Source organism: Ureibacillus aquaedulcis (genome assembly GCF_030418165.1).
In the GTDB taxonomy this organism is placed as follows: Bacteria; Bacillota; Bacilli; order Bacillales_A; family Planococcaceae; genus Ureibacillus; species Ureibacillus aquaedulcis.
The window spans coordinates 128374-153906 of record NZ_JAUHTQ010000001.1; the positions used below are offsets into that span (position 1 = coordinate 128374).

Consider the following 25533-nt stretch of genomic DNA (forward strand, 5'->3'; position numbering starts at 1 on the left):
GTATATCGTGCCTCTAAATTACCCAAATAATTCCTCTTGCCGTCTCAATCGTCTCATTTTAAAATGAATGAAAGAACAAGTGTTCGCATAAACTGATCGTAGGAACTAGGAGGTGGAAAAGATGTGTGGGAATGCTCTAAAGATAACTGAATACCTCGATAGGGATGCCTCCAGAATTTACGAACAGGCACCTAACCGATCAATCATGTGTATTGATATGCGCTGCTTTTTTGCAAGCTGCATGGCGATGCTGGAAAATATCGATCCGCTTCAAGTGCCAATTGCCGTCGTGGGCAATTTTAATCAAAAGGGAAGTATTGTGCTTGCTGCGTCGCCACCGATGAAAAAACGTTTCGGCATAAAAACGGGCTCACGTCTTTTCGAAATTCCTAAACATCCCGATATTCGTTTATTTGAACCGAAAATGGAATTTTTCGTGCAAATGTCGATGGCCATTACAGATTTGATCAACCAGTTCGTCCCGAAAGAAGCAATCCATGTTTATAGCATAGATGAAAGTTTTGTGGACCTAAGTGGTACGGAAAAATTATACGGTCCGCCGGAAGAAACCGCTAAATTCATTCAGGATAGTATTCTTCGTCAATTCCAAATTCCAAGTGCTGTCGGGATGGGACCGAATATGCTCATGGCAAAGCTTGCACTCGATTTAGATGCAAAGAAGACGGGTTTTGCAAAATGGACGTATGAAGATGTTGCGAAAAAACTTTGGCCGATCTCTCCCCTGTCGGAAATGTGGGGAATTGGCCGAAGAACAGAGCGCTCGCTAAACAATATGGGGATTTTTACGGTTGGTGATTTAGCCAAGACAGATTTAAAAACCTTGGAGGACCGTTTTGGTATTATGGGAAATCAGCTCTACTATCATGCATGGGGAATTGATTTGTCGCCACTTGGGGCACCGCTTGCACAAGGGCAAATCAGTTTTGGGAAAGGGCAAGTGTTGATGCGTGATTACCGCAGTCGAGACGAGATACTTACCGTTATTTTGGAAATGTGTGAAGACATCGCAAGGAGAACAAGGGAAGCTGGGCAAGCAGGGAGAACCATTACACTTGGGCTAAGTTATAGCAAGGATGCCTTTGGTGGAGGGTTTAATCGAGCTCGGACAATCGATGAACCGACGAATGATACGATGAAAATTTTTAAAGTATGCAAGGAATTGTTCGATGAATACTACGCGGAGCGACCAGCAAGGCAAATTGCAATCAGTATTTCCAAACTGGAATCTGAACGCTCCATACAGCTTAGCTTGTTTGACACTAAAAAGTGGAAAAGACGAAAGCTTGGGGCCACGATGGATTATTTGCGGGCAAAACATGGCTCAACGGCAGTTCTACGTGCCGTTTCGTATACAGAAGCCGGAACTGCGTTAAGGCGTGCAGAGCTTCTAGGTGGCCATAAGATGTAGAAGTTCAAGCACAAACACTGGGATAAGAGGTGATGAAGATGATTCGAGATCGTGGCAATATTAAATGGAATGCAATGATGCTGCCAGAGCATGTGAAGGTGCTGCGAGAGTGGCATGAAAAAGACAATTACGTTGAAAAACCTGAATTGGATGAATGGGCACTGCAGGAACTTAGTGAACAATTGCAAATTGCCTGCAACAATCATACGCAAGTGGAAATCAAGATTTGGGAAGCTGCTCATATTTTTACGGCAACAGGAATTATCTCCAAACTAGATGCCGCAAAGGGAACTCTATATTTTGAAGATGGGCGTAGATTTCCCTTTCATTTCATCGTAGGTCTGACCAAATATGAATAGTCCATTTTGATATTTAAGTGCAAAAAACTTGTAACAATCCATCGAAAACCCTCATATTAACAAGTTTTTCTTGTAATATTAACATGAAAATGGAAGAAAAATGTTCTAAAAATGTTTAGCTCTAAACCTCCTGGGAATATATCTAATAAGCTTATCCCAATAGTAAGCTAAAAAAACTTAGGAGGAATTCAAAATGGCAAACAAACGCAATAATAACGGTGAAAACAATGGAAAAATGACTGTTCAAGAAGCGGGACGCTTGGGTGGAGAAGCTACCTCCAAAAATCATGACCGAGAATTCTATGAAGAAATCGGTCGAAAAGGCGGGGAAGCTACCGCAGAAAATCACGGCAGAGAGTTCTATGAAGAAATCGGCCGTAAAGGCGGAGAAGCCACTGCAGAAACTCACGGCAAAGAATTCTATCAGGAAATTGGCCGTAAGGGCGGAGAGGCTACTTCCGAAAACCACGGAGAAGAATTCTATGAAGAAATCGGCCGTAAAGGCGGAGAAGCAACTCAAAACAACAACAATAACAATAATGACAACAATAACAGCGGAAATAATGACGGCAAAATGAGCCGTGAAGAAGCGGGCCGAAAAGGCGGCGAGGCCAGTAAAAACAGTCGCAGCCGTAAAAAAAATAATAAATAATCTTTTAATAAACTAGTAATCTCACTATTATCTAAACCAGAGTAATTACTAAGGACGAAAAGGGATATTTAAAGCTGAGACAAGCTTTAAATATCCCTTTTTTAATTGTTCAAAAATCAAAATTTCGATTAAAACGGGGAATAGTATTATAATTTCAAAAAAATGCCAACTTGGTTGCTTGAATCTTATTGCCGAATAATATATAGTAAATCTCGCTTGATGTTTTTTGCCATGATTGATTTTGGAATCCGACATTAAAGGGGAAATGAGAAACCATATGCAACAAGTTGACTACAATGACGAGTATCTTTATCAATTAATTACTTCTACGATTCAGGCTGTAGGAATGGAAAATGAAGTGAAGCAGGATGAGTCGGGGATTAATATGACATATAACTTTATCAGTAACTGTGTGGGATTTGATGCATTTCGCCTAGTAGAGGCATGGAAAGAAATCGAGGCTGCCATTCCACTTGAGCAATATGTTAGAACGCTGACAATGCACGAACTCGGTCATGCCATAGATCGGGAGGCATTGCAGAAATCGCTTGATCGCACACTAGAGATAATGGAAATAAAAGATAACAATTCCGATGTAGAGCTTTATACGAATGAACATCTGTTATCCATCATAATAGAAGAGCATGAAATGAATATCACCTTTGAAGAGACTGCCTGGCGTAATGCCAAATTATTAAATGAAAAAGCCAACTTGGTTGATGAAGTTACATTCGAGCTCATCAAAAATCATAGTTTGACTACTTATAATAGTATCTATGAAGAAGATTTATCGATCTATAGACAGGTGCAGGAAAAAAGTCTGCAGTCTGTTTAAACTATCCTATAGCAATTAACTTTGCGCTTTCCAATTTACATACCCTCTTTTAGCAAAGCTAAACATTGAAATTATAAAAATTAATAATGAGCATGCATCTCTGGATTGTTAGGTAGGCCACTTAACGATGAGAGATGCTTTTTTATTGTGTGCTGTTAATAAATTTATTGCTTTGCGAAAATTCTTATCAGGAATGAAAATGCTTAAAATTTTCTGCAAATTGAGGGTATAGACATAATATAAAGAATATCCATGAGCTGAAATCGCAAGAAATCCCGTGTGAAATACCTAATTGTAATCGCCTGCATATGATAAGGAAGAATCGTAAATAGAAAAGCGCGAAAATTTTATATTGTCTTTTATAAAAGAACGAAGTATAATGGGAATCGCTATAAACGTTGATATATCAATGTTCTGTTGTATTTTCAGGGTGTACATTTGTTTGTGTAGATAAGAGATTTAAAAAAATGATAAATGAGTGCGAAGGCTTTTTAACATCAAGGGAGGGTGCGAACATGAAAAAAATAATTGTCACGGGTGCTTTAGGACAGATTGGTTCAGAACTGATTGTGAAATTACGTGATCGATACGGTAAGGACAATGTATTAGCCACGGATATTCGTAAGCCGGAGGGCATTTGTGGACCGTTTGAGTTGTTGGATGTAACAGACGGGAAGAAAATGCATGAACTATCAAAAGATTTTGGGGCAGATACGATGATTCATATGGCTGCGTTACTTTCTGCTACAGCCGAAAAGAATCCTCAGTTTGCCTGGAATTTAAATATGGGCGGGTTAATGAACGCTCTTGAAGTATCACGAGAGTTAAATCTACAGTTTTTTACGCCAAGCTCAATAGGGGCATTCGGTCCATCCACACCTAAGGACAATACACCTCAGGATACGCTGCAACGTCCAACTACGATGTATGGTGTAAACAAAGTGGCGGGGGAGCTATTGTGTGATTATTACCACACTCGTTTTGGTGTAGATACGCGCGGTGTCCGATTCCCGGGGTTAATTTCATACGCAACCGCTCCTGGTGGTGGAACAACGGATTATGCGGTAGATATTTATTATAAGGCTGTAGAGCAAGGCCGTTATACATCGTACATTGCAGAGGGCACCTATATGGACATGATGTATATGCCTGATGCACTGCAAGCTATTGTTGATTTGATGGAGGCAGATGGTTCGAAGTTGAAACATCGTAATGCCTTTAACATCTCGGCCATGAGTTTTGAGCCATCCCAGATTGCTGCAGAAATTAAAAAGCATATCCCAGCATTTAAAATGGAGTACAATGTAGATCCAGTCCGCCAAGCCATTGCAGACAGCTGGCCGAATTCCATTGATTCCTCTGCTGCCAAGGAAGAGTGGGGCTTCAAAGCAGACTATGATTTAGAAAAAATGACAATTGATATGCTGGAAAAATTAAAAGCAAAATTAGACCAAAGAGCGATTTCATAAATATAAGAAAATATAAGCACAACCTTCCAAACAACAGAAGGCTGTGCTTTTTAATATACAGTGATGCCTTGCTTAATTACTTCACAGCAGCCACCTTTGAAGCGCTGACTAATTCCTCGATCGCAGCCCAATCTTCATTGACAAGACTATCAACGATCTTGCTTCCAACGACGACGCCGCTGCAAAATGAGCTAAAGTCTGTGACGTGATGGGGAGTTGAAATGCCGAAACCAGCTAAGACAGGAGTATCTGTATAGGATTGAATCCTTTTGAAATGCTCTTCCAGTTCATTAGCAAAGCTTGAGCGGGCACCTGTAATGCCGTTTACGGTAACTGCGTAGATAAAACCCTCGCTTGCCTTTGTTAAACGTTCCATACGTTCGGGCGTACTCGTTAAAGAAACGAGTTGTACAAGAGAGATTCCGGCATCCGAAAGGGCAGGCTGAACAGTTTCACTTTCCTCCAAAGGCATATCCGGAATGATTAATCCACGAATACCGGCCCCTTTGGCGTCTGCTGCAAATTGCTCTACACCGTAAGCTAAAATCGGATTTAAATATGTCATTGCAACAAGTGGTACTGTGAGTTCGTCTGCAAAGCTAGTCAAGGTTTCAACCACTTTACGTAAAGTAGTGCCGTTCGCTAAAGCACGTTCACCGGCTCTTTCAATTGTTGGACCATCTGCGACAGGATCAGTAAATGGAATACCAACTTCAATTGCTGCCACACCAAGCTGCTGCAGTTTTAATATAGTAGGCTTTAGTTTCTCCAGGCCACCGTCACCCGCCATGATATAAGGAATAAATGCTTTATCGCCACGCGCGGTAACAGATAAAATAGCATCTTTTAATTGACTCATCCCAGATTACCTCCAAGTGCTTCAGAAATTGTATGAACATCTTTATCGCCACGGCCGGATAAACAAATGACTAGAATATCATTGGGAGACATCGTTTTGGCCAAGTTGGCAGCAAAGTAAACAGCATGTGCACTTTCAAGAGCAGGGAGGATGCCTTCTGTACGGCACAGTAATTTTAATCCTTCAAGTGCTTCTTCATCTGTCACATTCCCATATGTTGCGCGGCCAATTTCATGAAGATGGCAATGTTCAGGACCTACACCTGGATAATCAAGACCCGCAGAAATTGAATGAGCTTCTTGAACAAAGCCGTTTTCATCCTGCAAAAGATACATAAAGGCACCGTGTAGTACGCCGGTTTGTCCTCCATAAATAGCTGCAGCATGTTTGCCGGTCTCGATGCCTTTACCTGCAGCCTCTACCCCATATAATGCCACTTCTTTATCTTCAACAAATGGATAAAACATGCCGATTGAGTTACTGCCTCCACCAATGCAAGCCACTACAGCATCTGGTAAATGGTTTTCGATTTCCAAAATTTGAGCTCGTGTTTCATCGCCGATAACACGTTGGAAATCACGAACAATAGTCGGGAATGGGTGAGGGCCCATTGCGGAACCTAAAATGTAGTGCGTATCCTCAATATTGGTTACCCAGTGACGCAATGCTTCATTAACAGCGTCTTTCAATGTTGCCGAGCCTTTATCCACTGCGACCACTTTTGTACCAAGCAGCTCCATGCGGAAAACATTCAATGCTTGGCGTTTTACATCTTCAGCTCCCATGTAAACAATGCATTCCAGGTTTAGAAGGGCGCAGGCTGTAGCAGTTGCAACACCATGTTGACCAGCTCCTGTTTCAGCAACAATCTTTTTCTTGCCCATCCGTTTGGCAAGCAGTGCCTGACCGAGGGCGTTATTAATCTTGTGGGCGCCAGTATGGTTGAGATCTTCACGTTTCAAGTAGATTTTTGCTCCATCGCATTCCTTCGTTAAACGTTCGGCAAAATAGAGCGGAGTTTCCCGACCAACATAGTTTTTTAGGTAGTAGCGAAGTTCTTCCTGAAAAGTTTCATCATTTTTCACTTTATCATAGGCTTCATCTAGTTCTTGCAGTGCTGTCATTAATGTCTCGGGAACAAACTGTCCACCGAAACGACCAAAACGTCCTTTTACTTCACTTGTCATCCTATTTCACTCCCTTACGACTACTTTAAAAATTGGGTCGCAGTAATTTGTTATAATGTTGCACTTCTTGTTCCAACTATTGGGCTTTTGCGGCATCTATAAATTGCTTAATTAATTCACTATCCTTCACGCCATTCTTTTCGACACCACTGGAAACATCGACTCCCAATGGATCAACCTGGCTAATGGCACGAGCTACATTGGCACTATTCAGTCCACCGGCTAGAATCACGCGATTCTTTGGAATAGAGAGCTGGTCCAGTAATGACCAATCGAATACATGGCCATTCCCACCGGCATAATCTGTACCTGGTGCATCAAAAAGGTAGTAATCCACATCATAGTGGCTGGCTTTTTCCACGTCTTCATAACCACGAATGGAGATAGCCTTAATGGAAGGGTAGCCTAGAGATTTGATAAATGCAGGGTCCTCGTTTCCATGGTATTGAACGTAATCCAGCCCAACTGTTTCGACAGCATGCCGAACTTCCTGCTCCGTTGGATTTACGAAAACACCCACCTTTTTTACATACGAAGGAACTTGCTTCGCAAGCTCTATGGCACGTTCAACGGAAATCTGGCGTTTACTTGGTGCGAACATAAATCCAATCCATGTGGCCCCTTCGTCAATGGCAGCTTGAACGTGTTCCTCTTGCTTCAGACCGCAGATTTTTACCTTCACCATGCTTACTTCACGTCCTTTACAAGGGAGGGAAGGGGTACTTGCAGTGCCGATAGAGCTTGCTCTACATCGCCGCTCACCATTAAGGATTCGCCAACCAACACGCCACGGGCTCCAGCTTTTGCGACTCTTTCCGCATCAGCAGTATTCCAGATGCCGCTTTCACTAATAAAGGCAATATCTTCATGGGCATTTATCTTGTCAGCTAATCTTTCCGTCTGAACAAGATCTAATTGGAAGGTTTTTAAATCGCGATTATTCACACCGATAATCTTAGGATGAATGGCCAAGGCGCGATCTAGTTCTTCTTCGTTATGGACTTCAACCAAAACATCCAGGCCCAATACACTTGCATATGTGTAAAATGCTTGTAACTTTTCATCAGTCAGTGCGGCAACTATTAGTAAAATCACCGAAGCTCCGGCTGCCTTGGCATAATCGATCTGGACTTCATGAATGATGAAATCTTTGTTTAGAATCGGGATATCCACATGATTTGCGATATCAGCCAAATCCTGAAAAGAGCCTTTGAAAAATTTATCTTCTGTTAAAACCGAGATACATGCTGCTCCAGCCTGCTCGTATTTCCTCGCTTGTTCTATAGGATCTGCGCCTTCATTGATCAACCCTTTTGAGGGGGAAGCACGTTTCATTTCCGAAATCACTTGAAGCGTATCGGCTTTTCTTAGAGTTTCATATAAAGAAGGACGGGATTTCCGCTCCACCTCAAATGTTGGTTCCTTTGCAAGAAGGGAAGGAATAAGAGTTGCTTTATGGTCTAAAATTGTTTGTAAAATGGTCATCGTACTGCACGCTCCTTTAAAATGGATTGACTGTATTCCACAACAGCCTCTAACTTTGCCAATGCCTTCCCGCTTAAAATACTTTCGCGGGCCAATTCGACGCCATCTATAACGGAGCTCACTTTACCGTAAGCAAACAAAGCGAGGCCAGCGTTTAACAAAACCGCATCAAAATAGGCACTCTGCTTGCCACTTAGTAAATCTCTTAAAATAATCGCATTCTCTTCCGGTGTCCCCCCGCGTAATGCAGACACAGGGGCAGGTGTTAAACCGAGAGCCTCAATCTCAACAGAGAAAGGTTTGACTTCACTATTTTCGAGAAGGGCAAAAGTATTTTCCTGATCGAGAGAAGCTTCATCCATCCCTTGTGTTCCAGAAACTACCACAGCTCGTTTGCGACCCAGAATACGAAGGACGTCCGCATAATTGCGAACAAATTCCGGCCGGTTAATTCCAACAAGCTGAGTTGTTAATTTAGCTGGATTGGTTAAAGGGCCCACCATATTAAAAATAGTTGGTTTTCCAATGGAACGACGAACTTCTCCGATGCGTTTTAACTTTGGATGTACATTTGGAGCATGAAGAAAAGTAATACCTGTCTTGTTTAACATCTCAACTGAATCCCCGAGCGTGAAATCGGTATGAATTCCTAGAGCGTGTAAAACATCCGAGCTTCCTGAGGCACTGGAAATTTTGCGGTTGCCATGTTTAACGATCGAAACATCACTTGCTGCCAATACAAAAGCGGACGTTGTACTAATATTGAAGCTTTGTAAACCGTCGCCCCCAGTTCCGCAATTATCAAGGTAGTTGCCTTCTGTTAGGTTTAATGGAAGCGCATAGGACTTCATGACCATTGCAAGAGCCGCAACTTCTTCGGTCGTTTCACCTTTATTGCTTAAGGCAATTAAAAGCTCGGCAATTGCTTCCTTTGGTGTTTCTTCATGGAAGATTAGTTCTGCGGCTAGTAGCATCTCCTCGTAAGACAAATTTTCCTTTTCCTTTACCTTGCTTGTGAAAGAGTGGATTGTCATTCGTTTTCATCCTCCTGAATTTAAAATTTGCAGGTTAGACTAGACAATAAAAAAGCCCTCTACAAAAGGAAATTCCTTTTGTAGAGGACGATCGATACCGCGTTGCCACCTCTGTTGAAGTATTTGATATACTTCCATCTTGGCGTGTTTTCACATTGGAGAAGTAAAGTATACTCCAAAAGAGTGTAAAACACTTCCTTGTAACGTAGGAAAAACGTCAACTAACAAAGTGCCAGCTGCTCTCATAAGGCCCATTCACAATCTTGTTCGCACTAGTTTGCACCAACCACTAGCTCTCTAAAGCGATCCAAAACCGCTACTATTCTTATTCATCAATTTAGTCTCTGCTATTCTCATCTAAACTCTGCTTTGCTCAAACGGTGGTTGTGCTCCCACAACCTGCTGCCGTATCCGAACAATTAGTTAAATAGAATTGTAGAGGTAAATTTCCTCTTTGTCAATGTTTTCTGACAAATTGATGTGTTGCTGTTTTTATAAAATAAAAAAACCAAGAATCAAAAGTGTGCCAATATAATAGGAAATGTTCCTTGAAATAGGCACCTTTTGATCTTGGTTTAAATATTAAATTAAATCCTTGAAGTTTAATCGTTTATTTAATTGATGCATGATTGGCACGCCGATTGCCATCACGGCGAATTCTCCGATTGCACAAGTTAGCCATGTCCATAGGAAGGGCAGTTCAAGTGCAAGATTTAATTCGAACGCAATAATGAACATTGTGCATGTAAAAAGGAAAGTGTTGATTACCAATCGCAGCAATGTATTTTTTACAAACTTACAAATCAATATAAAGATTGCAAGTGTAATAACTGTTTGGCCCACTCCAAAGACCAAATCATAAGGGGCCAGCGGTGAATTGAGATTGGCAATGAATACGCCAATAACGATTCCCAACATATAGCGTGGGTTAAACGCAACTAGGTGGTTGAACATCTCGGATAGACGGAATTGAATTTCCGTAAATCCAAATGGTGCAACTAACATGGTAACAGCAATATAAAGAGCTGCAATAATTCCAGTCGTTGCCAAAAATTTTATCTTCATATTCATTTCTCCTTAGTTTTTTTGCGTGGGAGGTTCTCGAACCACGTGAAAAAGAACACAGAGAATTATAGTATTATAGTTTCGTGTTTATGTCAAATAATTAATAAATTATGTCAGACAGAAGTTGTGTACATTTGACAGGAAGTGTTGGGTGTCGAAAATTTGTCACAAAAAATATGTTTTACTGAAATAATTAATTTTCGATAAAAAGCTTGTACTTTAGCGATTTAAAGTGCCAAATCATTTTGTTGGTAGAAGTATTTTGAAGAAGACGAATTCAGAACATTCTAAATGTTGTTGACTATTAAAATGGTTAGATGTAATATAATCGACAAACTCGAATTTTTTGAATAGTAAAATAGAATGATATATTTATTCAAAAAGAGTCATGCAAGTGAGAGAGAAGAATTAGGGGGAAACATGATGAAAAATAGTACGAAAAAGTTGTCATTCTTACTATTTGGACTGGTACTTTTATTAGCTGCATGTGGCGGAGGTAGTGAAACATCTACTGAATCTACAGAAGATGCTGGTACTGGAACAACAGAGGATGCAAAATCATTTAAAGTAGGTATTACACAAATCGTGGAGCATCCATCATTGGATGCTGCAACTGAAGGGTTTAAAGCGGCACTGGAAGAATCTGGTCTAGATGTAGAGTTTGTTGAAGAAAATGCCCAAAACGATCAAAGTATGAACACAACTATTGCCCAAAACTTAGTGAATGAAGGTGTTGATTTAATCTTTGCAAATTCAACTCCATCAGCACAAGCAGTGAAAGGGGCAACATCTGATATTCCAATTATCTTCACATCTGTTACAGATGCAGTAGGTGCAGAGCTGATTGATTCCATGGAGGCGCCGGGCGGTAATGTTACGGGTACTGTTGACTTGCATCCAGATACAATTGCCAATACTGTTGCATTCTTAAAGGATGAATTAGGTGCGAAAAAAGTCGGGACTGTCTATAACACTGGAGAGCAAAACTCTGTAGCTCAAGTTGAACAAGTTAAAGGTCTATTGGAAGAAGCTGGTCTTGAATTAGAGGAAGCGGCTGTTTCTACATCAGCAGAAGTGAAACAAGCAACAGAATCATTAATTGGCAAGGTAGATTCACTTTATATCATTACTGATAACACGGTTGTATCTGCTCTTGAATCAGTAATTGAAGTAGCAAGCGCTAACCAACTTCCTTTAATGGTAGGGGAGCTGGATTCCGTTGAACGTGGCGGATTAGGTGCTTACGGATTTGAATACTATGATATCGGTTATGAAGCTGGGGAAATGGCAGTGAAAATTTTAAATGGAGAAGCTACTCCTTCTGAAATTCCATCTGCATATCCTGCAAATCTGAAATTACTTATTAATAAAGGTGCTGCTGATACTTTAGGTCTTGAAATCAGTGATTCCTGGAACGCAGAAGTTTACGAATAAATTAGAAGAGTTAATTAGGAGATGATTCAATATGTTTACAGCGTTGTTCGGTTCAGTTGAGCAAGGAATCATCTATGCAATTATGGCACTCGGGGTGTATCTAACATTCCGAGTGTTAGATTTTCCGGATTTAACGGTTGATGGAAGCTTCGTGACTGGGGCAGCGACTGCAGCAATGATGATTGCACTCGGCTACAACCCGATACTAGCTACATTAATGGCAATTGTTGCTGGATTTATTGCAGGATGTATGACAGGTCTACTACACACAAAAGGAAAGATAAACCCGTTACTTTCAGGGATATTAATGATGATTGCGTTGTATTCAATCAATCTTCGCATTATGGGATTATCTGCAGAAAATGCAATTGTAAAACCCAATATTCCACTGATGAATGCTGATACTATTTTTTCACAGTTTCAAAGTTTCTGGAGCAGTTTGGGAATTGATGCAGCTCTGACAAGTTTTGTTAAAGATTCGTTAGGCTTGCAAACAGCTCCGGGTACTTGGGGTACCATTTTCGTAGTGTTAATCATTACACTCATCATCAAGTTTATAGCAGATTGGTTCTTGAAAACAGAGGTGGGGCTGGCGATTCGGGCAACCGGAGATAATAAGCGAATGATTCGCAGCTTCTCAGCAAACACGGATGGCTTAATTGTATTAGGGCTAGGTCTTTCAAATGCCTTGGTTGCATTTTCTGGAGCTTTAATCGCACAATACTCGAAATTTGCCGATGCCAATATGGGAATCGGGATGATTGTAATCGGTCTTGCATCTGTAATTATCGGAGAAGCAATCTTTGGAACAAAGACGATTTTCCGTACGACATTGGCAGTTGTGGCAGGGGCGATTATTTATCGAATCATTTACGCCATTGCATTGCGCATCGATTGGCTAGATACTTCGGATATGAAGTTGATTACAGCCATTATCGTTGTTCTGGCTTTAGTCATTCCACAACTGGTTGATAAACGCCGTGAGAAAAAACGAAAAGAAAAAAGACGAATGGAAAGACTTGACCAGCAAAGAGAATTCATGCAGGGAGGGGATCACCTTGCTTAAGTTAGAGGGCATAAACAAGATTTTTAATGAAGCGACACCTGACGAAAAAGTCGCGTTGGATAATATTAACCTTCATTTAGCACCAGGTGATTTTGTAACGATCATCGGAAGTAATGGGGCAGGGAAATCGACAATGATGAACATGATTTCCGGTGCCTTGACACCTGACTTTGGTGCCGTAACGATTGAAGGGAAAGAGGTAACGAAATTACCGGAGTATAAGCGTTCACAATACATCGGTCGTGTTTTCCAAGATCCGATGGCAGGAACGGCACCTTCGATGACGATTGAGGAGAATTTGGCCATTGCGTATTCGCGTAATGCAAAACGTGGATTGCGCAAAGGGGTAAGTCGCGGGCGTCGCGATTTCTTTAAGTCTTCACTAGAGAAATTAGGGTTAGGACTTGAAAACCGCTTTAACGCCAAAGTGGGCATGTTATCAGGTGGGGAGCGTCAAGCATTATCTCTGTTGATGGCAACATTCACAAAGCCATCCATTTTATTATTGGATGAACACACCGCCGCCCTCGACCCTTCACGTGCCGAATTAATCACTCGTTTAACGAAGCAACTGGTCGAAGAGGGGAACTTAACAACCTTGATGGTTACGCACAACATGCAGCAAGCAATTGATCTGGGGAACCGTTTAATCATGATGGATAAAGGCCAAATCATTTTATCGATCGATGATGAGAAAAAACCAACTTTAACAATCCCGGACCTAATGTCGGAGTTCGAAAAAATCCGCGGCGAAAAAATGAACTCAGACCGCGCGTTGTTGGGGAGCTAGTGAGAAGTTACGTGAGTTTGAAATTTCACTTAGCGATGAAACATGTGAAGGGTAGAATTCTAAGGGATTCCCTTTCCAAACATTGATTGAAAATAAATATTTGAGAGAAGAATCTTCGTGAAAATAGAAGTTTCTTCTCTTTTTTTATTGTGGAATTTAGAATTTGAATATGCATGGAATTTTCGCGACATTGCTGGATTTAATGTTTGTCCATAAAATGATTGTATGGAGGTGAGTGAATGGAGATTTTGAAAAGACAAAAATCTTGGAAGCTACTAGGTCTTGAGGCGTTACTGCGAAGATTGCCTGATTATGATACGGGCGAGTTTAATTTTTATAAGGACATGTATACCGCACAAAAGAAAGGGTATGAGGGCGAATTATCCGTAGACCAGATGTGGATTGAATTAAATATTCCGACCCCGTATGCCCTCCTTCATAACTTCGAAACTATCAACCACGCTGGTTACACTCACCAAATTGACACAATCTTATTAACCCCGCATTTTATTTGGCTACTAGAAATAAAGAATATCGGTGGCCGGCTAGATATCGATGAATCGAAGCATCAACTAATTCGCACCAATTCGGAAGGGATGGTAGAGTCCTTTAGAAATCCTGTAAATCAAATTAAGCGCCACGGGAAATTTATCTCAAGAAAGTTGCGAGATTTAAGAATGAATCTGCCAGTGGAATATTCAATAATTATTGTTAGCGATTATACAATCATTGGATCGATTCCAAAGAGCATTTCTATATTCCACGCAAATGGTCTGCAAACAGAGCTAGATAAATTATTTAATAAACATCAAGGACGTGGAATATCACTTGGCCAGTTTGAGAAAATCAAAACCGAACTATTGAACATTCAACAACCAAAAGAATGGAAAGCAAAAGTAGAGACGAAGAGACTTCAAAAGGGTGTACTCTGTAAAAAGTGTGACTATAAAAGTGTAATGATATTTGAACATGGAAGCTTTAGATGTGGGAAGTGTGGTTTTAAGAGTAAGGATGCTCATCTGGAGGCACTATTAGATTATCGATATTTATGGAGTGAGTGGATTACGAATCGAGAGTTGCGGGATTTTTTGGGAGTTGACTCAAGGTTTTCGATAATTCGATTGTTAAAAGATTTAAACATAGAATATCAAGGTACTTATAGAGATAGGAAATATAGAATTCCAGAATCTTTTGAATAGCTAAAGACAATTAATGGTGACAGTGAGTAAATCTGTAAGTCGCATGTAAAGAGGGGAGAGTCCCACGTAAGAAGAGCGAACTCGCACGTAAAGTGTAGAAAGACGCACGTAAAAAAAAGGAAGCGCACGTAAAGGGGGAAAAGTCGCACGTAAGAAGAGCGAACTCGCACGTAAAGTGTAGAAAGATGCACGTAAAAAAGGGAAGCGCACGTAAAGAGGGAAAAGTCGCACGTAAAGAGAAAATAGCTTGTAAAGTAGTAAAACCCCAACAAAAAAACACCCGAATCAAATTCGAGTGTTCTAGAAATCACTTTAAACCAACAATCCAAACAGTTGGCTGTCTTTATTGACTTCGGTAAATTCGAAGCCGTTGAAGGACATACGGTTGATCAGGCCTTGATAATCATCAGGGTGGCTGACTTCGATGCCGACGAGGGCAGGACCGCTTTCTTTATTGTTTTTCTTGGTATATTCGAATGTCGTAATGTCGTCGTTTGGCCCCAGCACGACTGTTAGGAATTGACGGAGGGCTCCAGCCCGTTGAGGGAAGTTGACGATAAAGTAATAGAGAAGCCCTTCATACAATAAAGATTTCTCCCTGATTTCTTGCATGCGGCTGATGTCATTGTTCCCGCCCGTAATTACCACAACAACGGATTTTCCTACGATTTCTTCTTTATATAAGTCGAGTGCCGAAACAGGAAGTGCACCCGAAGGCTCAGCTACAATCGCATGTTTGTTATATAAATCTAGAATCGTGGTACTTACTTTGCCTTCTGGAACTAGCACGATATCGTCTAAGTATTTATGACAGATTTCATATGTTTTCGTACCAACGCACTGAACCGCAGTACCATCACAGAATTTATCAATCTTAGCAAGGGATGTTGGACCGCCATTCTCAAACGCGGCTTTCATGCTCGCTGCACCGGCAGGCTCGACGCCGATTACTTTGCTGTTTGGTGATATGTTTTTGATATAGGACGAGATGCCGGCCATTAAACCGCCACCGCCGATACCGCCGAAAATGTAATCCAGCGGCTCCTCGATATCGTTTAACACCTCAACTGCTACGGTACCTTGCCCAGCGATTATATCTAGATCGTCGAAAGGATGGATGAAAATCATATCATGCTCATCGCTATATTCCTTTGCGGCATTAGCCGAATCATCAAATGTATCGCCTTCTAAAATGATTTCAATATTATTGCGGCCAAACATACGGACCTGATCAATTTTTTGTTTTGGCGTTGTTAACGGCATAAAAATGGCACCTTTAATATTTAGGTGTGCACATGCAAATGCAACGCCTTGCGCATGATTCCCGGCACTTGCACATACTACACCGCTTTTGCGGGCTGCCTCTTCGATTTTCTTAATTTTATAGAAAGCACCACGTAGCTTAAAAGAACGAACGTGTTGTAGATCTTCACGTTTAATATAAATATTGGCATTATACTTTTCAGATAAATACTCATTTTTTTGAAGTGGGGTATGTAACACAACATCTTTTAAATGTTGATGTGCAATTAACACATTTTCCACAGCGATACTGTTTGAATTCACAACTTCCATCGTCTTGTTACCTCCGTTTTTATTGCATTGACTCATTTTATCATAAAAAGCTACTTTATTTATGAATTATTTTTTTATTCAAAAAATTCTGCTTCAAGTAGAATCTTGCCAACATTGTAAGGGAAATTTCTAAAAAAAATAGGACCGGCATCAGCCAGTCCTGGTTCACTAGAATAATAAGTGTGCAAGAATTGCAACAATCGGAATTGAGATAAGAGTACGGATTAAGAAAATCAAGAATAGATCCCAAATTTTAAGGGGTAGCTTTGTTCCTAAAATTAACCCACCAACTTCCGACATGTAAATTAATTGCGTCACTGAAACTGTGGCAATAAAGAAACGAGTTAACTCAGATTCAATACCGGAGCCTAGAACAGAAGGCAATAACATGTCGGCAAAACCAACAATCATCGTTTGAGCTGCTTCATCCGCAAAAGGAATTTGCAATACAGCGAGGATTGGCTCAAATGGCATCCCTAAGATTTTGAAGAAGCTAGTGTATTCAGCAAGAACTAAAGCAATCGTACCGAAGGCCATAATTACAGGTGTAATTGCAAACCACATTTCTAGTACGTTTTTAAACCCGGAACCAATTACTTTTCCAAGATTTTTATTGCTGTCGGCTTTAGTTAAAGCGTTGTTTAGACCAAATGAAAATGAATTGAATCCTTCGGGAACATCTTCAATATGTTCGTCTGAAATGGACCCGTCAAAATTTGTATCAGGCTTGCCGCGTAATGGGAAAATACGAGGCATGATGAAAGCCAGGATAATGGATACCAAAATTACCGAACCATAAAATTGCAAGAAGTAGTTGTTTAAACGAATCGTATCAAGTACAACGAAACAGAAAGTAATCGAAACAACAGAGAATGTTGTAGCAATTGTTGCAGCTTCGCGAGCAGTATAATTGCCTTCCTCATATTGTCTGCTTGTCAACAGAACACCGATTGTTCCGTCACCTACAAAAGAAGCTAAACAGTCAATTGCTGAACGTCCAGGAATTTTAAATAAAGGTCGCATAATTTTAACCATCATGGAACCGAAGAATTCCAGTAAACCAAAGTCGGTCAATAAAGGTAAAAGTAAACCGGCAAATAAGAACAATGAGAACATCATTGTTACTAAACCACCGTCTGGAGTAATTAATAATCCAGCAGTATTTTCGCTTGTAAAGCTTTCTGGCCCTATTTGGAATAAATACATAGTTGCAAAGATTACAGCTAAAACACGCATGATTGTCCAGAACCAATTGACACGGAACAAAGAATCAAATAAAGTTCTTTCTTCAGTTTCTGGTATGAATTTTATAATTAAGGCACCAATCGCAGCTATGATAAAGACGATGTAAGCAAACCAATGAATAAAGCTTGCGACATTAGCGGAAAGTGTATTAGCCAATATAGCAATGGGTACTTTCAAACCATCTTCCGTATTAACCGGTGTAATAAATAGGAAAATTCCAATTAATGAAAGAAAGATAAAAAGAAACCATGTATATGAAGTGAATTTTTTTGTCATATGTTGTGCGTCCCTCTTCTAAGTAAGTTGTTTTGTATATTTATACACTATATAGTGGGAATATACATGTGTAAATACGTTATTAAAAAGTACCACTATTCTGAAATTTATAAACGTATAGAAAATGAATAAAATGCAAATAAAAGGTAGGGAAATATGTTACTAATTCAAATTCCAATGTATTTCATCTGTATATTTATTATCTTTTCTGAATGAAAAAGGAGCAGGTAATGATTACCTACTCCTTTAATTATGAACATTAATCTTCCAGGTTAACCTCATAGAATCTCTCGTAATGCAGCCAGCTATCACTCATTGGCTGGCCTTCGTCAGTTCGTTTTGTATTTTCTTCAATCATCCATGCAGTTTGGGAAGCGTGAGCTTGTAGTGCTTTAAGTTTATCTAGCTTCACACTGCTTACATCGATTTGAATAGTTGGTTCACCTTTATCGGCGATTGTGTTGTTGGCAAAGCCAACAGCATAAATCGTTGGACGATTTTCTTTTGGCATACGACGAACAGTTTCAAATACTGCTCGGGCAGTTGCTTCGTGGTCTGGATGTACAGAATAGCCAGGCAGGAAAGTGATAATTAATGAAGGGTTTAACTCATCGATTAGACTTTTTACGAGGCTGACCATTTTTTCATCATCTTCGAATTCCACGGTTTTATCGCGTAGTCCCATCATTCGCAGATCTTCAATTCCCATTTCTTTACAAGCTGCTATTAGTTCTTGTCGACGAATTTCTGGTAAGGATTCACGAGTTGCAAATGGAGGGTTTCCAAGATTTCGCCCCATTTCACCTAAAGTCAGGCATGCATATGTAACAGGGACACCCATGTTTCTGTAAAGTCTGATTGTTCCGGCAGATGAGAATGCTTCGTCGTCCGGGTGAGGGAACACTACCAAAATCTGACGTTGCGGTTGTAATGACATGTATGATTCACTCCTTAATAAGAAAATGGTGTTTCACTAATTTCCAGTGCAACAGCAAGTTTCCCTGTAAAGTCTAATCCAGCCATTAATAAACGGCCTTTTTCATCTAACTCGTAATGAGTAATGCCTTGTGCATAAACCCAGCCGTGGTTCATTTTTAATCCCACACGGTGAGGGGTATCGTTGATGATTTTCGCAAGCTCATAACGAATTTTTACATTTCGTATGAATGCACCCGCATTAAATACTTTTTCATCAAAATGTGAGGCATATGCTCCATTTGTTGTTTCTAGATGAATATACACATCTTTGTTCGCAAAAGAATTAAGCAATTCTTGGAGCTCGTTAACTTGTACTTCCTTCATCTTAATTCTCCTTTCACATCTTTGCTAAGATTAAACGTGGTGATTTGGTCCCTGAACTTAGAGAGTATTACAAACTCCAAGAAGGAGATTCACCGATCACCAAAGCGCTATTATACTGGCCAACTGGATATTGGCACCTAGATTCCGCACTCAATTAAGGAGGACGGAAACCTAGTATTTACTTTATTAATAATTATAGTCAATATCGTAATTTTATGAAAAGAAAATGCTTCAAATAAAAAGTGCCAGGCACGCAAACAATTCGAAAAATTCATTACTGAATCAGAATTGTTTGTGTGCCTGGCACGTAAAAAATTTTTAAACTTCTGTAATTGTAACTTCAGGTGCGCCAAGACGAGGTTTCGCACCGTGATAAACTGGCCCTACGTATTGGTTTAGTTTCCATCCGTGCTGAATACCAGCCGCAACGAATTCCTTTGCTTCCACGACTGCTTCTTTAACAGATAATCCATTGGCAAGATTTGCTGTAACACTAGCTGCAAATGTACAGCCGGCACCGTGGTTGTAAGTTGTTTCAACTTTTGGTGTTTCAAGTAAATAGAATTTTTCGCCATCGTAGAATAGGTCAACCGCTTTATCGGTAGCTAATGCACGTCCGCCCTTAATAATAACGTTTTTTGCGCCAAGCTCCTTAATTTTTTCTGCAGCTGCTTTCATCTCTTCGATTGTTTTTGGTGTGCCCGTCCCAGCAAGTTGTCCTGCTTCGAAAAGGTTAGGTGTTGTAACTAGGGCATGTGGCAATAGATATTGGATCATTGCATCGACTGTCCCTGGGTTTAAAACCTCATCCTCCCCCTTACATACCATCACTGGGTCAATAACAACATTTTCAACTCCAGCTGCACCAATTGCTTCCCCTGTCGTCTGAATCACTTCTTCAGTAGATAACATACCTGTTTTTAAAGCATCGATGCCCGTAGAGAATGCTGTTTTCAGTTGGGCTTGCAAGACATCGATTGGTAATGTATAAACGCCGTGGTTCCAGTTGTTGTCAGGATCCATTGTTGCGATCACTGTAACTGCCGCCATACCGTAAGTATCATGTTCTTCAAATGCTTTTAAATCTGCTTCCAGTCCTGCGCCGCCTGAAGCGTCAGAACCTGCAATTGTTAATGTTTTTTTCAATGCCATAATTGATTACTCCTTCAATTGTGTAATGAAATGAATGTCCTAAAGTATAGTATAATTCTGACTTTAGAAAAATAGCCAGTTTCTATAAAAAACATAATGCCAGTAAAAACAGGGGCTTTATTGGATGAAGAACGAACTCCTTAACAACCGAATTTTAAAACTTGTATCATGATTTTCACAATTTTGGTGGTTTTCGAAAAGAATCTCCTATTGAAACGGGTAACTAGATAAAGTAGTTTAAAAGGTGAGGTGTGTTTAATGAAAATACTTAATAATGATTGGGAAGCGGTATTAGCTCCTGAATTTGAAAAATCCTATTTTGTAGAACTGGAACAATTCTTAGCAGAACAATATAGCCTATCAACAGTGTATCCACCAAAGGAAGAAGTCATGAGTGCATTTTACACAGTAGCTTACAGCGAAGTGAAGGTTGTTATACTAGGACAAGATCCATATCATGGACCTGGTCAGGCACATGGCATGAGTTTTTCAGTAAAAGAAAGTGTACCACTTCCGCCAAGTCTGAGAAATATCTTCAAAGAGCTTGTACATGATCTAGGGTGCCCGATGCCAAATAACGGGTATTTAATGGATTGGGCAAAGCAAGGAGTTTTTCTATTAAATACAGTGTTAACTGTTCGGCAAGGTGAGGCAAATTCGCATAAAGGACACGGCTGGGAACAGTTTACGGATGCAGTTATAGAAAAATTAGCAAAGCGTACCGAGCCCATAATCTTTGTATTATGGGGGAAACCTGCACAATCGAAGCGGAAAATCATAGAGAAAAATGGGGGACAGCATTTTATTCTACAATCACCCCATCCAAGCCCATTAAGTGCACACAGAGGTTTTTTTGGCAGCAAACCATTCTCTAAAATAAATGATAAGTTAATAGAATGGAGACGACAACCAATCGATTGGTGTTTGAATGACAAGCAATAAATGTGCGATGAAAGTTTGCCCGAATGAATGGCATTTGAAAAGGAGTGAGTCACTCTTGACTAAAGGGGGCTCGCTCATAAAGTTGAGGAAAACTCGCGCAACAAGGGAGAAGTAGCTCGGAAAGTGCGCAAAAATCGCTCGTAAATCCGAAAAACACGCTCGAAAGAAGGAGAGCCGCTCTTAATAAGAAAAAATCCGCACTTAACAAGTTAAAGCTCTGATTCACATAGCTTTTCACAGTATGTGAAATCTGTTAAATTGATATAGAAAGTAGGGAAGTCGTTATGAAGGTGAATTGTTTTAAATGCCAATATTTCCGTGTGACATGGGATCAGCGTAATCCGAGATCTTGCACAGCGTATAATTTTAAAACAAAGCAACTTCCTTCCGTTGTCGTAAAACAATCTTCGGGACTTGATTGTATGCAGTTTTTACCTAAACAAACACTGGGGGAGCGGTAGTATGATTTCTTACCAAGCACTGTTACTAGAGATTGAACAACTTGCATCAAGTACTAAAAATCAACAGGATGAACAGTATATACGTGAACAATTAAGTGCAATCCGGGCACTATGCAATGTAGCGTTGTCAAATGGAACGAATGTATTAGCAAAGGCACATAGTCCCGCCTCATCGGTGGCAGCTCATCCAGCTCAAAGTTTCCCATCCAGCCCGACAACAATGCAATCGCCTAATATAATTCAAAATACAAACTCCATAAACGGTGGAAAGCTAGAAGAAAATGACGCTAATGGGGAATCCATTTTCGATTTTTAGATTGGGCAATATTCTAAGCTTGATGGTGGAGGATTTGCCTTGCGCGTATCAACTATAGAAAAAGTTAGGCAGGCACAACTAAAAGTAATACATAGAGATGAGGTTAAATAATGAAAGGTTCAATTATTTCAGGTGCAATTCACGGACTTTTGGTAGTTGCATTAGGTGCATTTGGAGCACATGCTCTTGATAACGTACTCGATGAATATGGGATGGGGATTTGGGAAAAAGCAGTGCAGTACCAAATGTTCCACGCCATTGCTATCTTGGCTATCGGTATATTAATGAGCCCAAAACTATTTGGTTCCATTAAACAGTTGAAAGCAGCAGCACTCTGCATGAACTTGGGGATTGTATTCTTTTCAGGAAGTCTTTATATTTTGGCGCTGTCAGGCATAGGCGTTTTAGGCGCTATTACCCCAATAGGCGGAGTACTCTTCTTAACTGGTTGGATCCTTCTAATTATCTCCACACTAAAACATAATAATTAACACGGAAAATGAGAGTTACATGAGGAATCTTGTAATTCTTTTTTATAATCAGAGCCTAAAGGCTAATAAGTTATTTTATTAATATTTAGAATTTACTAAAAAAATATTCATACTTAATCCACCCAAAACATGATAAAGTTCTTATATCAGTAAAATTCAAGAACAATCAACATATATTGTTGAAACTGCCATAAGGAAAGGGGAAAATTTATGGAACACTTGTTTACAATTTTGGGAAGCCATTATGACGAAATGGTTTCAATTCGTCGTTTCTTACATGAAAATCCTGAACTCTCATTCCAAGAAGTACATACACCGCTTTATATAGCGAACTACCACCGGAAACTAGGCCTAGAAGTACGTGAGGGTGTCGGTGGCCGGGGCGTTGTTGCGACGTTAAAGGGTGGGAAGCCTGGTAAAACGGTGGCGTTGCGTGCTGATTTTGACGCGCTTGCCATTCAGGAGCAAAATGATATTCCGTACAAGTCAAAAGTCGACGGCGTAATGCATGCATGTGGTCACGATGGCCATACAGCAACCCTTCTGGTTTTAGCAAAAGCATTAGTAACCATGAAAGAAGAACTTCAAGGTAACATAGTATTTATCCACCAATTTGCCGAAGAACTTGCTCCAGGAGGGGCAAAACCGATGATAGAGGACGGGTGCTTGGATGGAGTAGATGTTATCTTCGGTACGCATTTATGGGCTCCTACACCACTTGGAGACATACTTGTCCGTAATGGTGCCATTATGGCTGCGGCGGATCGCTTGGAAATTACGATTCAAGGAAAAGGGGGCCATGGGGCAGAGCCACATCAATCCGTGGACTCGATTTTAGTAGCTTCCCAATTTATTACGCAGCTTCAAACTGTCGTATCCAGAAGAATTGACCCATTAAAATCAGCCGTTGTCTCAATCGGGCATTTTGAAGCGATTAATCCTTTCAATGTAATTGCAGAAAAGGTTGAGTTAAAAGGAACAGTCCGTACTTTTGATGAAGAGGTACGCACCCAGATTGAACATGAGATTGAGCGAATCCTTAAATCGGTTTGTGAAGGCTTCCATGCAACTTATGAATATGCTTTTACTAGGGGATATCCACCGGTTGTAAATCATAAAAAGGAAACACAATTTCTTGCGGATGTCGCTTGCCAACTTTCGGAAGTACACAATGTCATTGAATGTCCTCCGTTAATGGTTGGTGAAGATTTTGCGTATTATCTGGAAAAGGTGCCAGGAACGTTCTTTATAACAGGGGCAAAGGATCCGGCATGGAAGGAAGCCTATCCTCATCACCATGCACAATTTAACTTTGATGAAAGAGCAATGTTAATTGCAGCAAAAACCCTCGGGCTAGCTACGTTAAAATACTTGAAGCAAAGCAAAAAAATATAATTCCCTGATTCTTAACGAAAAAATATCCACTTCTTCAAGGGAGAAGTGGATTCGGGAGTGTAGCCAATTTATTTTGTCTACACTTTTTTTATGGCTTTTTATCTTAGTGGTAAAGGAGATCCTGGCAGGTATGTCAATGGTTCAGTAAACTCTGCGAAATCAAAGTAAATCATAGGGAACAAGTAATAATGACCTGTACCTTCTTCAGCAATAATTGCATGATCACGGCCTGCCTCAACGATTACCCCAGTAACCACTCTGGTAGTGCCCCCATCCTGGTTTTCGCCCACTTGACCTGAAGGAATCGTAAAATAAAAAGTACCTATTTTTCCACGGTTTAATCTTAAAATATTTTCGATATACGATTCTTCACGAAAAGTTGTTGCCGTTCCGTTTCTCAACATAGGATTTATCATACCTTGTGATGTACCTTGACCTGGAGGAGTCATCATTTGCCCACCTGGAAATTGACCATAAGTATTTTGACCTGAAGGAAGGCCAAAAGGAAACTGTCCCGAAGGAAACTGTCCTGAAGGAAACTGACCAGTATTGAACTGTCCAGTTGTTGATGGATACGTTTGTTGCCCATTTTGACTCGTTTGACCCCAATTATGATATGTCAAAAAAAAACACCCTTTCCTATTTTTTTGATTTTCGGTTTAATAGCAGTTAGACATCGGATAGCCTGTGGATGCAGTGAAAAGAAGCAGCAAGAATGATAGCTTCCCGTTTTACAGTGATGACTCAAACGGGTTGGGCAATTCCCAGTCGTCATGAAAAAACACCATAACCTTTTTTGGGATTGGAAGCGTTTCGCCCTTAATACACGGATAGCACTAAAAAGCGTACCAACAACATGTTTAATTTTTTATCTCCTTTTGCTCCATCGCACATTAACCGTGCAAGGAAGGATACTTGAGCATCATGGCTGATAAAACAGCTATATGACATACCTCCTCATAACACTTTATGCATTTGTTCCCATTTAAGAATAAAAATCCATAAAAAATCGCCCATGTTTTTAATGTATGTAGAATGGGATAAAGAGTTCTTATATTTTGTATAAATTTATCGAATTTTTAATAAAATGAGTGTAGAGAATGTTCAAGATTTTTTCATTAGACGACTTATAAAAGGGGAATCTTAATCTAAAAATAGGATATAGGGGTTGGTCCTGTGCGATTGGGTATCTGGGTCTCGATAGTCTTCAGTGCGATAATTTCCTTTATTATCGCAAGTATTTACAAGCAGCCATTGCATTGGTATCTATTTGTTTTAATAATCTTTATCGGATTTTTTATCCATACGATTATCTTGATATTAAGAACAAAAGAAGAACAAGAAAAAAACGAGGCGTAGGAATCGAATACTTTCGGTTACGTCTCGTTTTTCTTAATATCTAGCTGCGAGTGCTAGCTCCTCGCGCAACTAGGATCGTCGGCAAGGATTAGAAAGCTTGGCTGATTGCAAAGGATTTTGGCAATCAGCCTTAGTTGCACTTATGCAGACCAGGGA

27 protein-coding genes, 1 riboswitch and 1 other annotated feature are annotated in these 25533 nt (G+C 40.2%); of the genes, 15 read left to right on the forward strand and 12 right to left on the reverse strand.

Translation table 11 applies throughout. The features are described from left to right. Positions 1-121: 121 nt before the first annotated feature. The 5 genes from QYB95_RS00665 to QYB95_RS00685 all read left to right on the forward strand — a co-directional run bounded on the left by QYB95_RS00665 (position 122) and on the right by QYB95_RS00685 (position 4744). A complete protein-coding gene (locus QYB95_RS00665; RefSeq protein ID WP_301136143.1) occupies positions 122-1429 on the forward strand; it encodes a Y-family DNA polymerase in 1308 nt (435 codons plus the stop codon). 38 nt (positions 1430-1467) lie between these two features. Next, on the forward strand, positions 1468-1788 hold the full coding sequence (locus tag QYB95_RS00670) for a YolD-like family protein (protein ID WP_301136144.1): 321 nt from the start codon (positions 1468-1470) through the stop codon (positions 1786-1788). Positions 1789-1981: 193 nt separating this feature from the next. After that, on the forward strand, positions 1982-2440 hold the full coding sequence (locus QYB95_RS00675) for a KGG domain-containing protein (RefSeq protein ID WP_301136145.1): 459 nt from the start codon (positions 1982-1984) through the stop codon (positions 2438-2440). A 265-nt stretch (positions 2441-2705) separates the two neighbouring features. After that, a complete protein-coding gene (locus QYB95_RS00680) occupies positions 2706-3275 on the forward strand; it encodes an integrase (RefSeq protein ID WP_301136146.1) in 570 nt (189 codons plus the stop codon). A 515-nt stretch (positions 3276-3790) separates the two neighbouring features. Then, positions 3791-4744 carry an L-threonine 3-dehydrogenase gene (locus QYB95_RS00685; RefSeq protein ID WP_301136147.1) on the forward strand — a complete coding sequence of 318 codons (954 nt, stop codon included), beginning with the start codon at positions 3791-3793 and terminating at the stop codon, positions 4742-4744. Positions 4745-4820: 76 nt separating this feature from the next. Here QYB95_RS00685 and trpA read toward each other — a convergent pair whose 3' ends face one another. The 6 genes from trpA to QYB95_RS00715 all read right to left on the reverse strand — a co-directional run bounded on the left by trpA (position 4821) and on the right by QYB95_RS00715 (position 10374). Next, positions 4821-5603, reverse strand: coding sequence for a tryptophan synthase subunit alpha (gene trpA / locus QYB95_RS00690; protein WP_301136148.1), 783 nt, complete (start codon positions 5601-5603; stop codon positions 4821-4823). After that, complete coding sequence (gene trpB, locus QYB95_RS00695) at positions 5600-6790, reverse strand: tryptophan synthase subunit beta (protein WP_301136149.1); 1191 nt, start codon at positions 6788-6790, stop codon at positions 5600-5602. The genes trpA and trpB overlap by 4 nt, the downstream gene beginning before the upstream one ends. Before the next feature lie 76 nt (positions 6791-6866). Further along, a complete protein-coding gene (locus tag QYB95_RS00700) occupies positions 6867-7475 on the reverse strand; it encodes a phosphoribosylanthranilate isomerase (RefSeq protein ID WP_301136150.1) in 609 nt (202 codons plus the stop codon). 2 nt (positions 7476-7477) lie between these two features. Further along, positions 7478-8275: an indole-3-glycerol phosphate synthase TrpC gene (gene trpC, locus QYB95_RS00705; protein WP_301136151.1), complete on the reverse strand. Its 798-nt coding sequence runs from the start codon at positions 8273-8275 to the stop codon at positions 7478-7480. Beyond that, a complete protein-coding gene (trpD, locus tag QYB95_RS00710; protein ID WP_301136152.1) occupies positions 8272-9309 on the reverse strand; it encodes an anthranilate phosphoribosyltransferase in 1038 nt (345 codons plus the stop codon). Before trpD ends, trpC begins: the two co-directional genes overlap by 4 nt. Positions 9310-9389: 80 nt before the next feature. Beyond that, positions 9390-9651: a binding site (T-box leader), on the reverse strand. Between the two features lie 240 nt (positions 9652-9891). Beyond that, positions 9892-10374, reverse strand: coding sequence for a QueT transporter family protein (locus tag QYB95_RS00715; RefSeq protein ID WP_301136153.1), 483 nt, complete (start codon positions 10372-10374; stop codon positions 9892-9894). A gap of 6 nt (positions 10375-10380) precedes the next feature. Next, positions 10381-10425, reverse strand: a riboswitch (PreQ1 riboswitch). A 372-nt stretch (positions 10426-10797) separates the two neighbouring features. On the opposite strand from QYB95_RS00715, the gene QYB95_RS00720 reads away from it, so the two are divergent. From QYB95_RS00720 to QYB95_RS00735, 4 genes are all read left to right on the forward strand, one after another. Then, positions 10798-11808, forward strand: a complete 1011-nt coding sequence (locus QYB95_RS00720; protein ID WP_301136526.1) for an ABC transporter substrate-binding protein — start codon at positions 10798-10800, stop codon at positions 11806-11808. 31 nt (positions 11809-11839) lie between these two features. Beyond that, positions 11840-12874: an ABC transporter permease gene (locus QYB95_RS00725; protein WP_301136154.1), complete on the forward strand. Its 1035-nt coding sequence runs from the start codon at positions 11840-11842 to the stop codon at positions 12872-12874. Next, positions 12867-13664: an ABC transporter ATP-binding protein gene (locus tag QYB95_RS00730; protein ID WP_301136155.1), complete on the forward strand. Its 798-nt coding sequence runs from the start codon at positions 12867-12869 to the stop codon at positions 13662-13664. Before QYB95_RS00725 ends, QYB95_RS00730 begins: the two co-directional genes overlap by 8 nt. A gap of 239 nt (positions 13665-13903) precedes the next feature. Then, entirely contained in the window at positions 13904-14863 is a 960-nt protein-coding gene (locus QYB95_RS00735) for a nuclease-related domain-containing protein (RefSeq protein ID WP_301136156.1), read from the forward strand. Between the two features lie 312 nt (positions 14864-15175). Here the strand turns inward: QYB95_RS00735 and ilvA are convergent, their stop codons facing one another. The 5 genes from ilvA to thiD form a co-directional block, all read right to left on the reverse strand. After that, a complete protein-coding gene (ilvA, locus tag QYB95_RS00740) occupies positions 15176-16438 on the reverse strand; it encodes a threonine ammonia-lyase IlvA (RefSeq protein WP_301136157.1) in 1263 nt (420 codons plus the stop codon). A gap of 168 nt (positions 16439-16606) precedes the next feature. Beyond that, positions 16607-17959, reverse strand: coding sequence for a YjiH family protein (locus QYB95_RS00745; protein ID WP_301136158.1), 1353 nt, complete (start codon positions 17957-17959; stop codon positions 16607-16609). 259 nt (positions 17960-18218) lie between these two features. After that, complete coding sequence (bshB2, locus tag QYB95_RS00750) at positions 18219-18896, reverse strand: bacillithiol biosynthesis deacetylase BshB2 (protein ID WP_301136159.1); 678 nt, start codon at positions 18894-18896, stop codon at positions 18219-18221. A 14-nt stretch (positions 18897-18910) separates the two neighbouring features. Continuing rightward, complete coding sequence (locus QYB95_RS00755) at positions 18911-19261, reverse strand: YojF family protein (RefSeq protein ID WP_301136160.1); 351 nt, start codon at positions 19259-19261, stop codon at positions 18911-18913. A gap of 318 nt (positions 19262-19579) precedes the next feature. After that, entirely contained in the window at positions 19580-20413 is an 834-nt protein-coding gene (thiD, locus tag QYB95_RS00760; protein ID WP_301136161.1) for a bifunctional hydroxymethylpyrimidine kinase/phosphomethylpyrimidine kinase, read from the reverse strand. A 258-nt stretch (positions 20414-20671) separates the two neighbouring features. On the opposite strand from thiD, the gene QYB95_RS00765 reads away from it, so the two are divergent. From QYB95_RS00765 to QYB95_RS00785, 5 genes are all read left to right on the forward strand, one after another. Further along, positions 20672-21355: a uracil-DNA glycosylase gene (locus QYB95_RS00765; RefSeq protein ID WP_301136162.1), complete on the forward strand. Its 684-nt coding sequence runs from the start codon at positions 20672-20674 to the stop codon at positions 21353-21355. Between the two features lie 284 nt (positions 21356-21639). Next, entirely contained in the window at positions 21640-21816 is a 177-nt protein-coding gene (locus tag QYB95_RS00770) for a uracil-DNA glycosylase (RefSeq protein WP_301136163.1), read from the forward strand. A gap of 1 nt (position 21817) precedes the next feature. After that, positions 21818-22132, forward strand: coding sequence for a YwdI family protein (locus tag QYB95_RS00775; protein WP_301136164.1), 315 nt, complete (start codon positions 21818-21820; stop codon positions 22130-22132). Positions 22133-22242: 110 nt separating this feature from the next. Continuing rightward, the gene (locus tag QYB95_RS00780) at positions 22243-22623 is read left to right on the forward strand and encodes a DUF423 domain-containing protein (protein WP_301136165.1); all 381 of its coding nucleotides are present in this window, start codon (positions 22243-22245) and stop codon (positions 22621-22623) included. Positions 22624-22833: 210 nt separating this feature from the next. Beyond that, positions 22834-24018: a M20 family metallopeptidase gene (locus QYB95_RS00785; RefSeq protein WP_301136166.1), complete on the forward strand. Its 1185-nt coding sequence runs from the start codon at positions 22834-22836 to the stop codon at positions 24016-24018. A gap of 98 nt (positions 24019-24116) precedes the next feature. Here the strand turns inward: QYB95_RS00785 and QYB95_RS00790 are convergent, their stop codons facing one another. After that, positions 24117-24641, reverse strand: a complete 525-nt coding sequence (locus QYB95_RS00790; RefSeq protein ID WP_301136167.1) for a spore coat protein GerQ — start codon at positions 24639-24641, stop codon at positions 24117-24119. A 553-nt stretch (positions 24642-25194) separates the two neighbouring features. On the opposite strand from QYB95_RS00790, the gene QYB95_RS00795 reads away from it, so the two are divergent. Then, a complete protein-coding gene (locus tag QYB95_RS00795; RefSeq protein WP_301136168.1) occupies positions 25195-25377 on the forward strand; it encodes a hypothetical protein in 183 nt (60 codons plus the stop codon). Positions 25378-25533 lie beyond the last annotated feature (156 nt).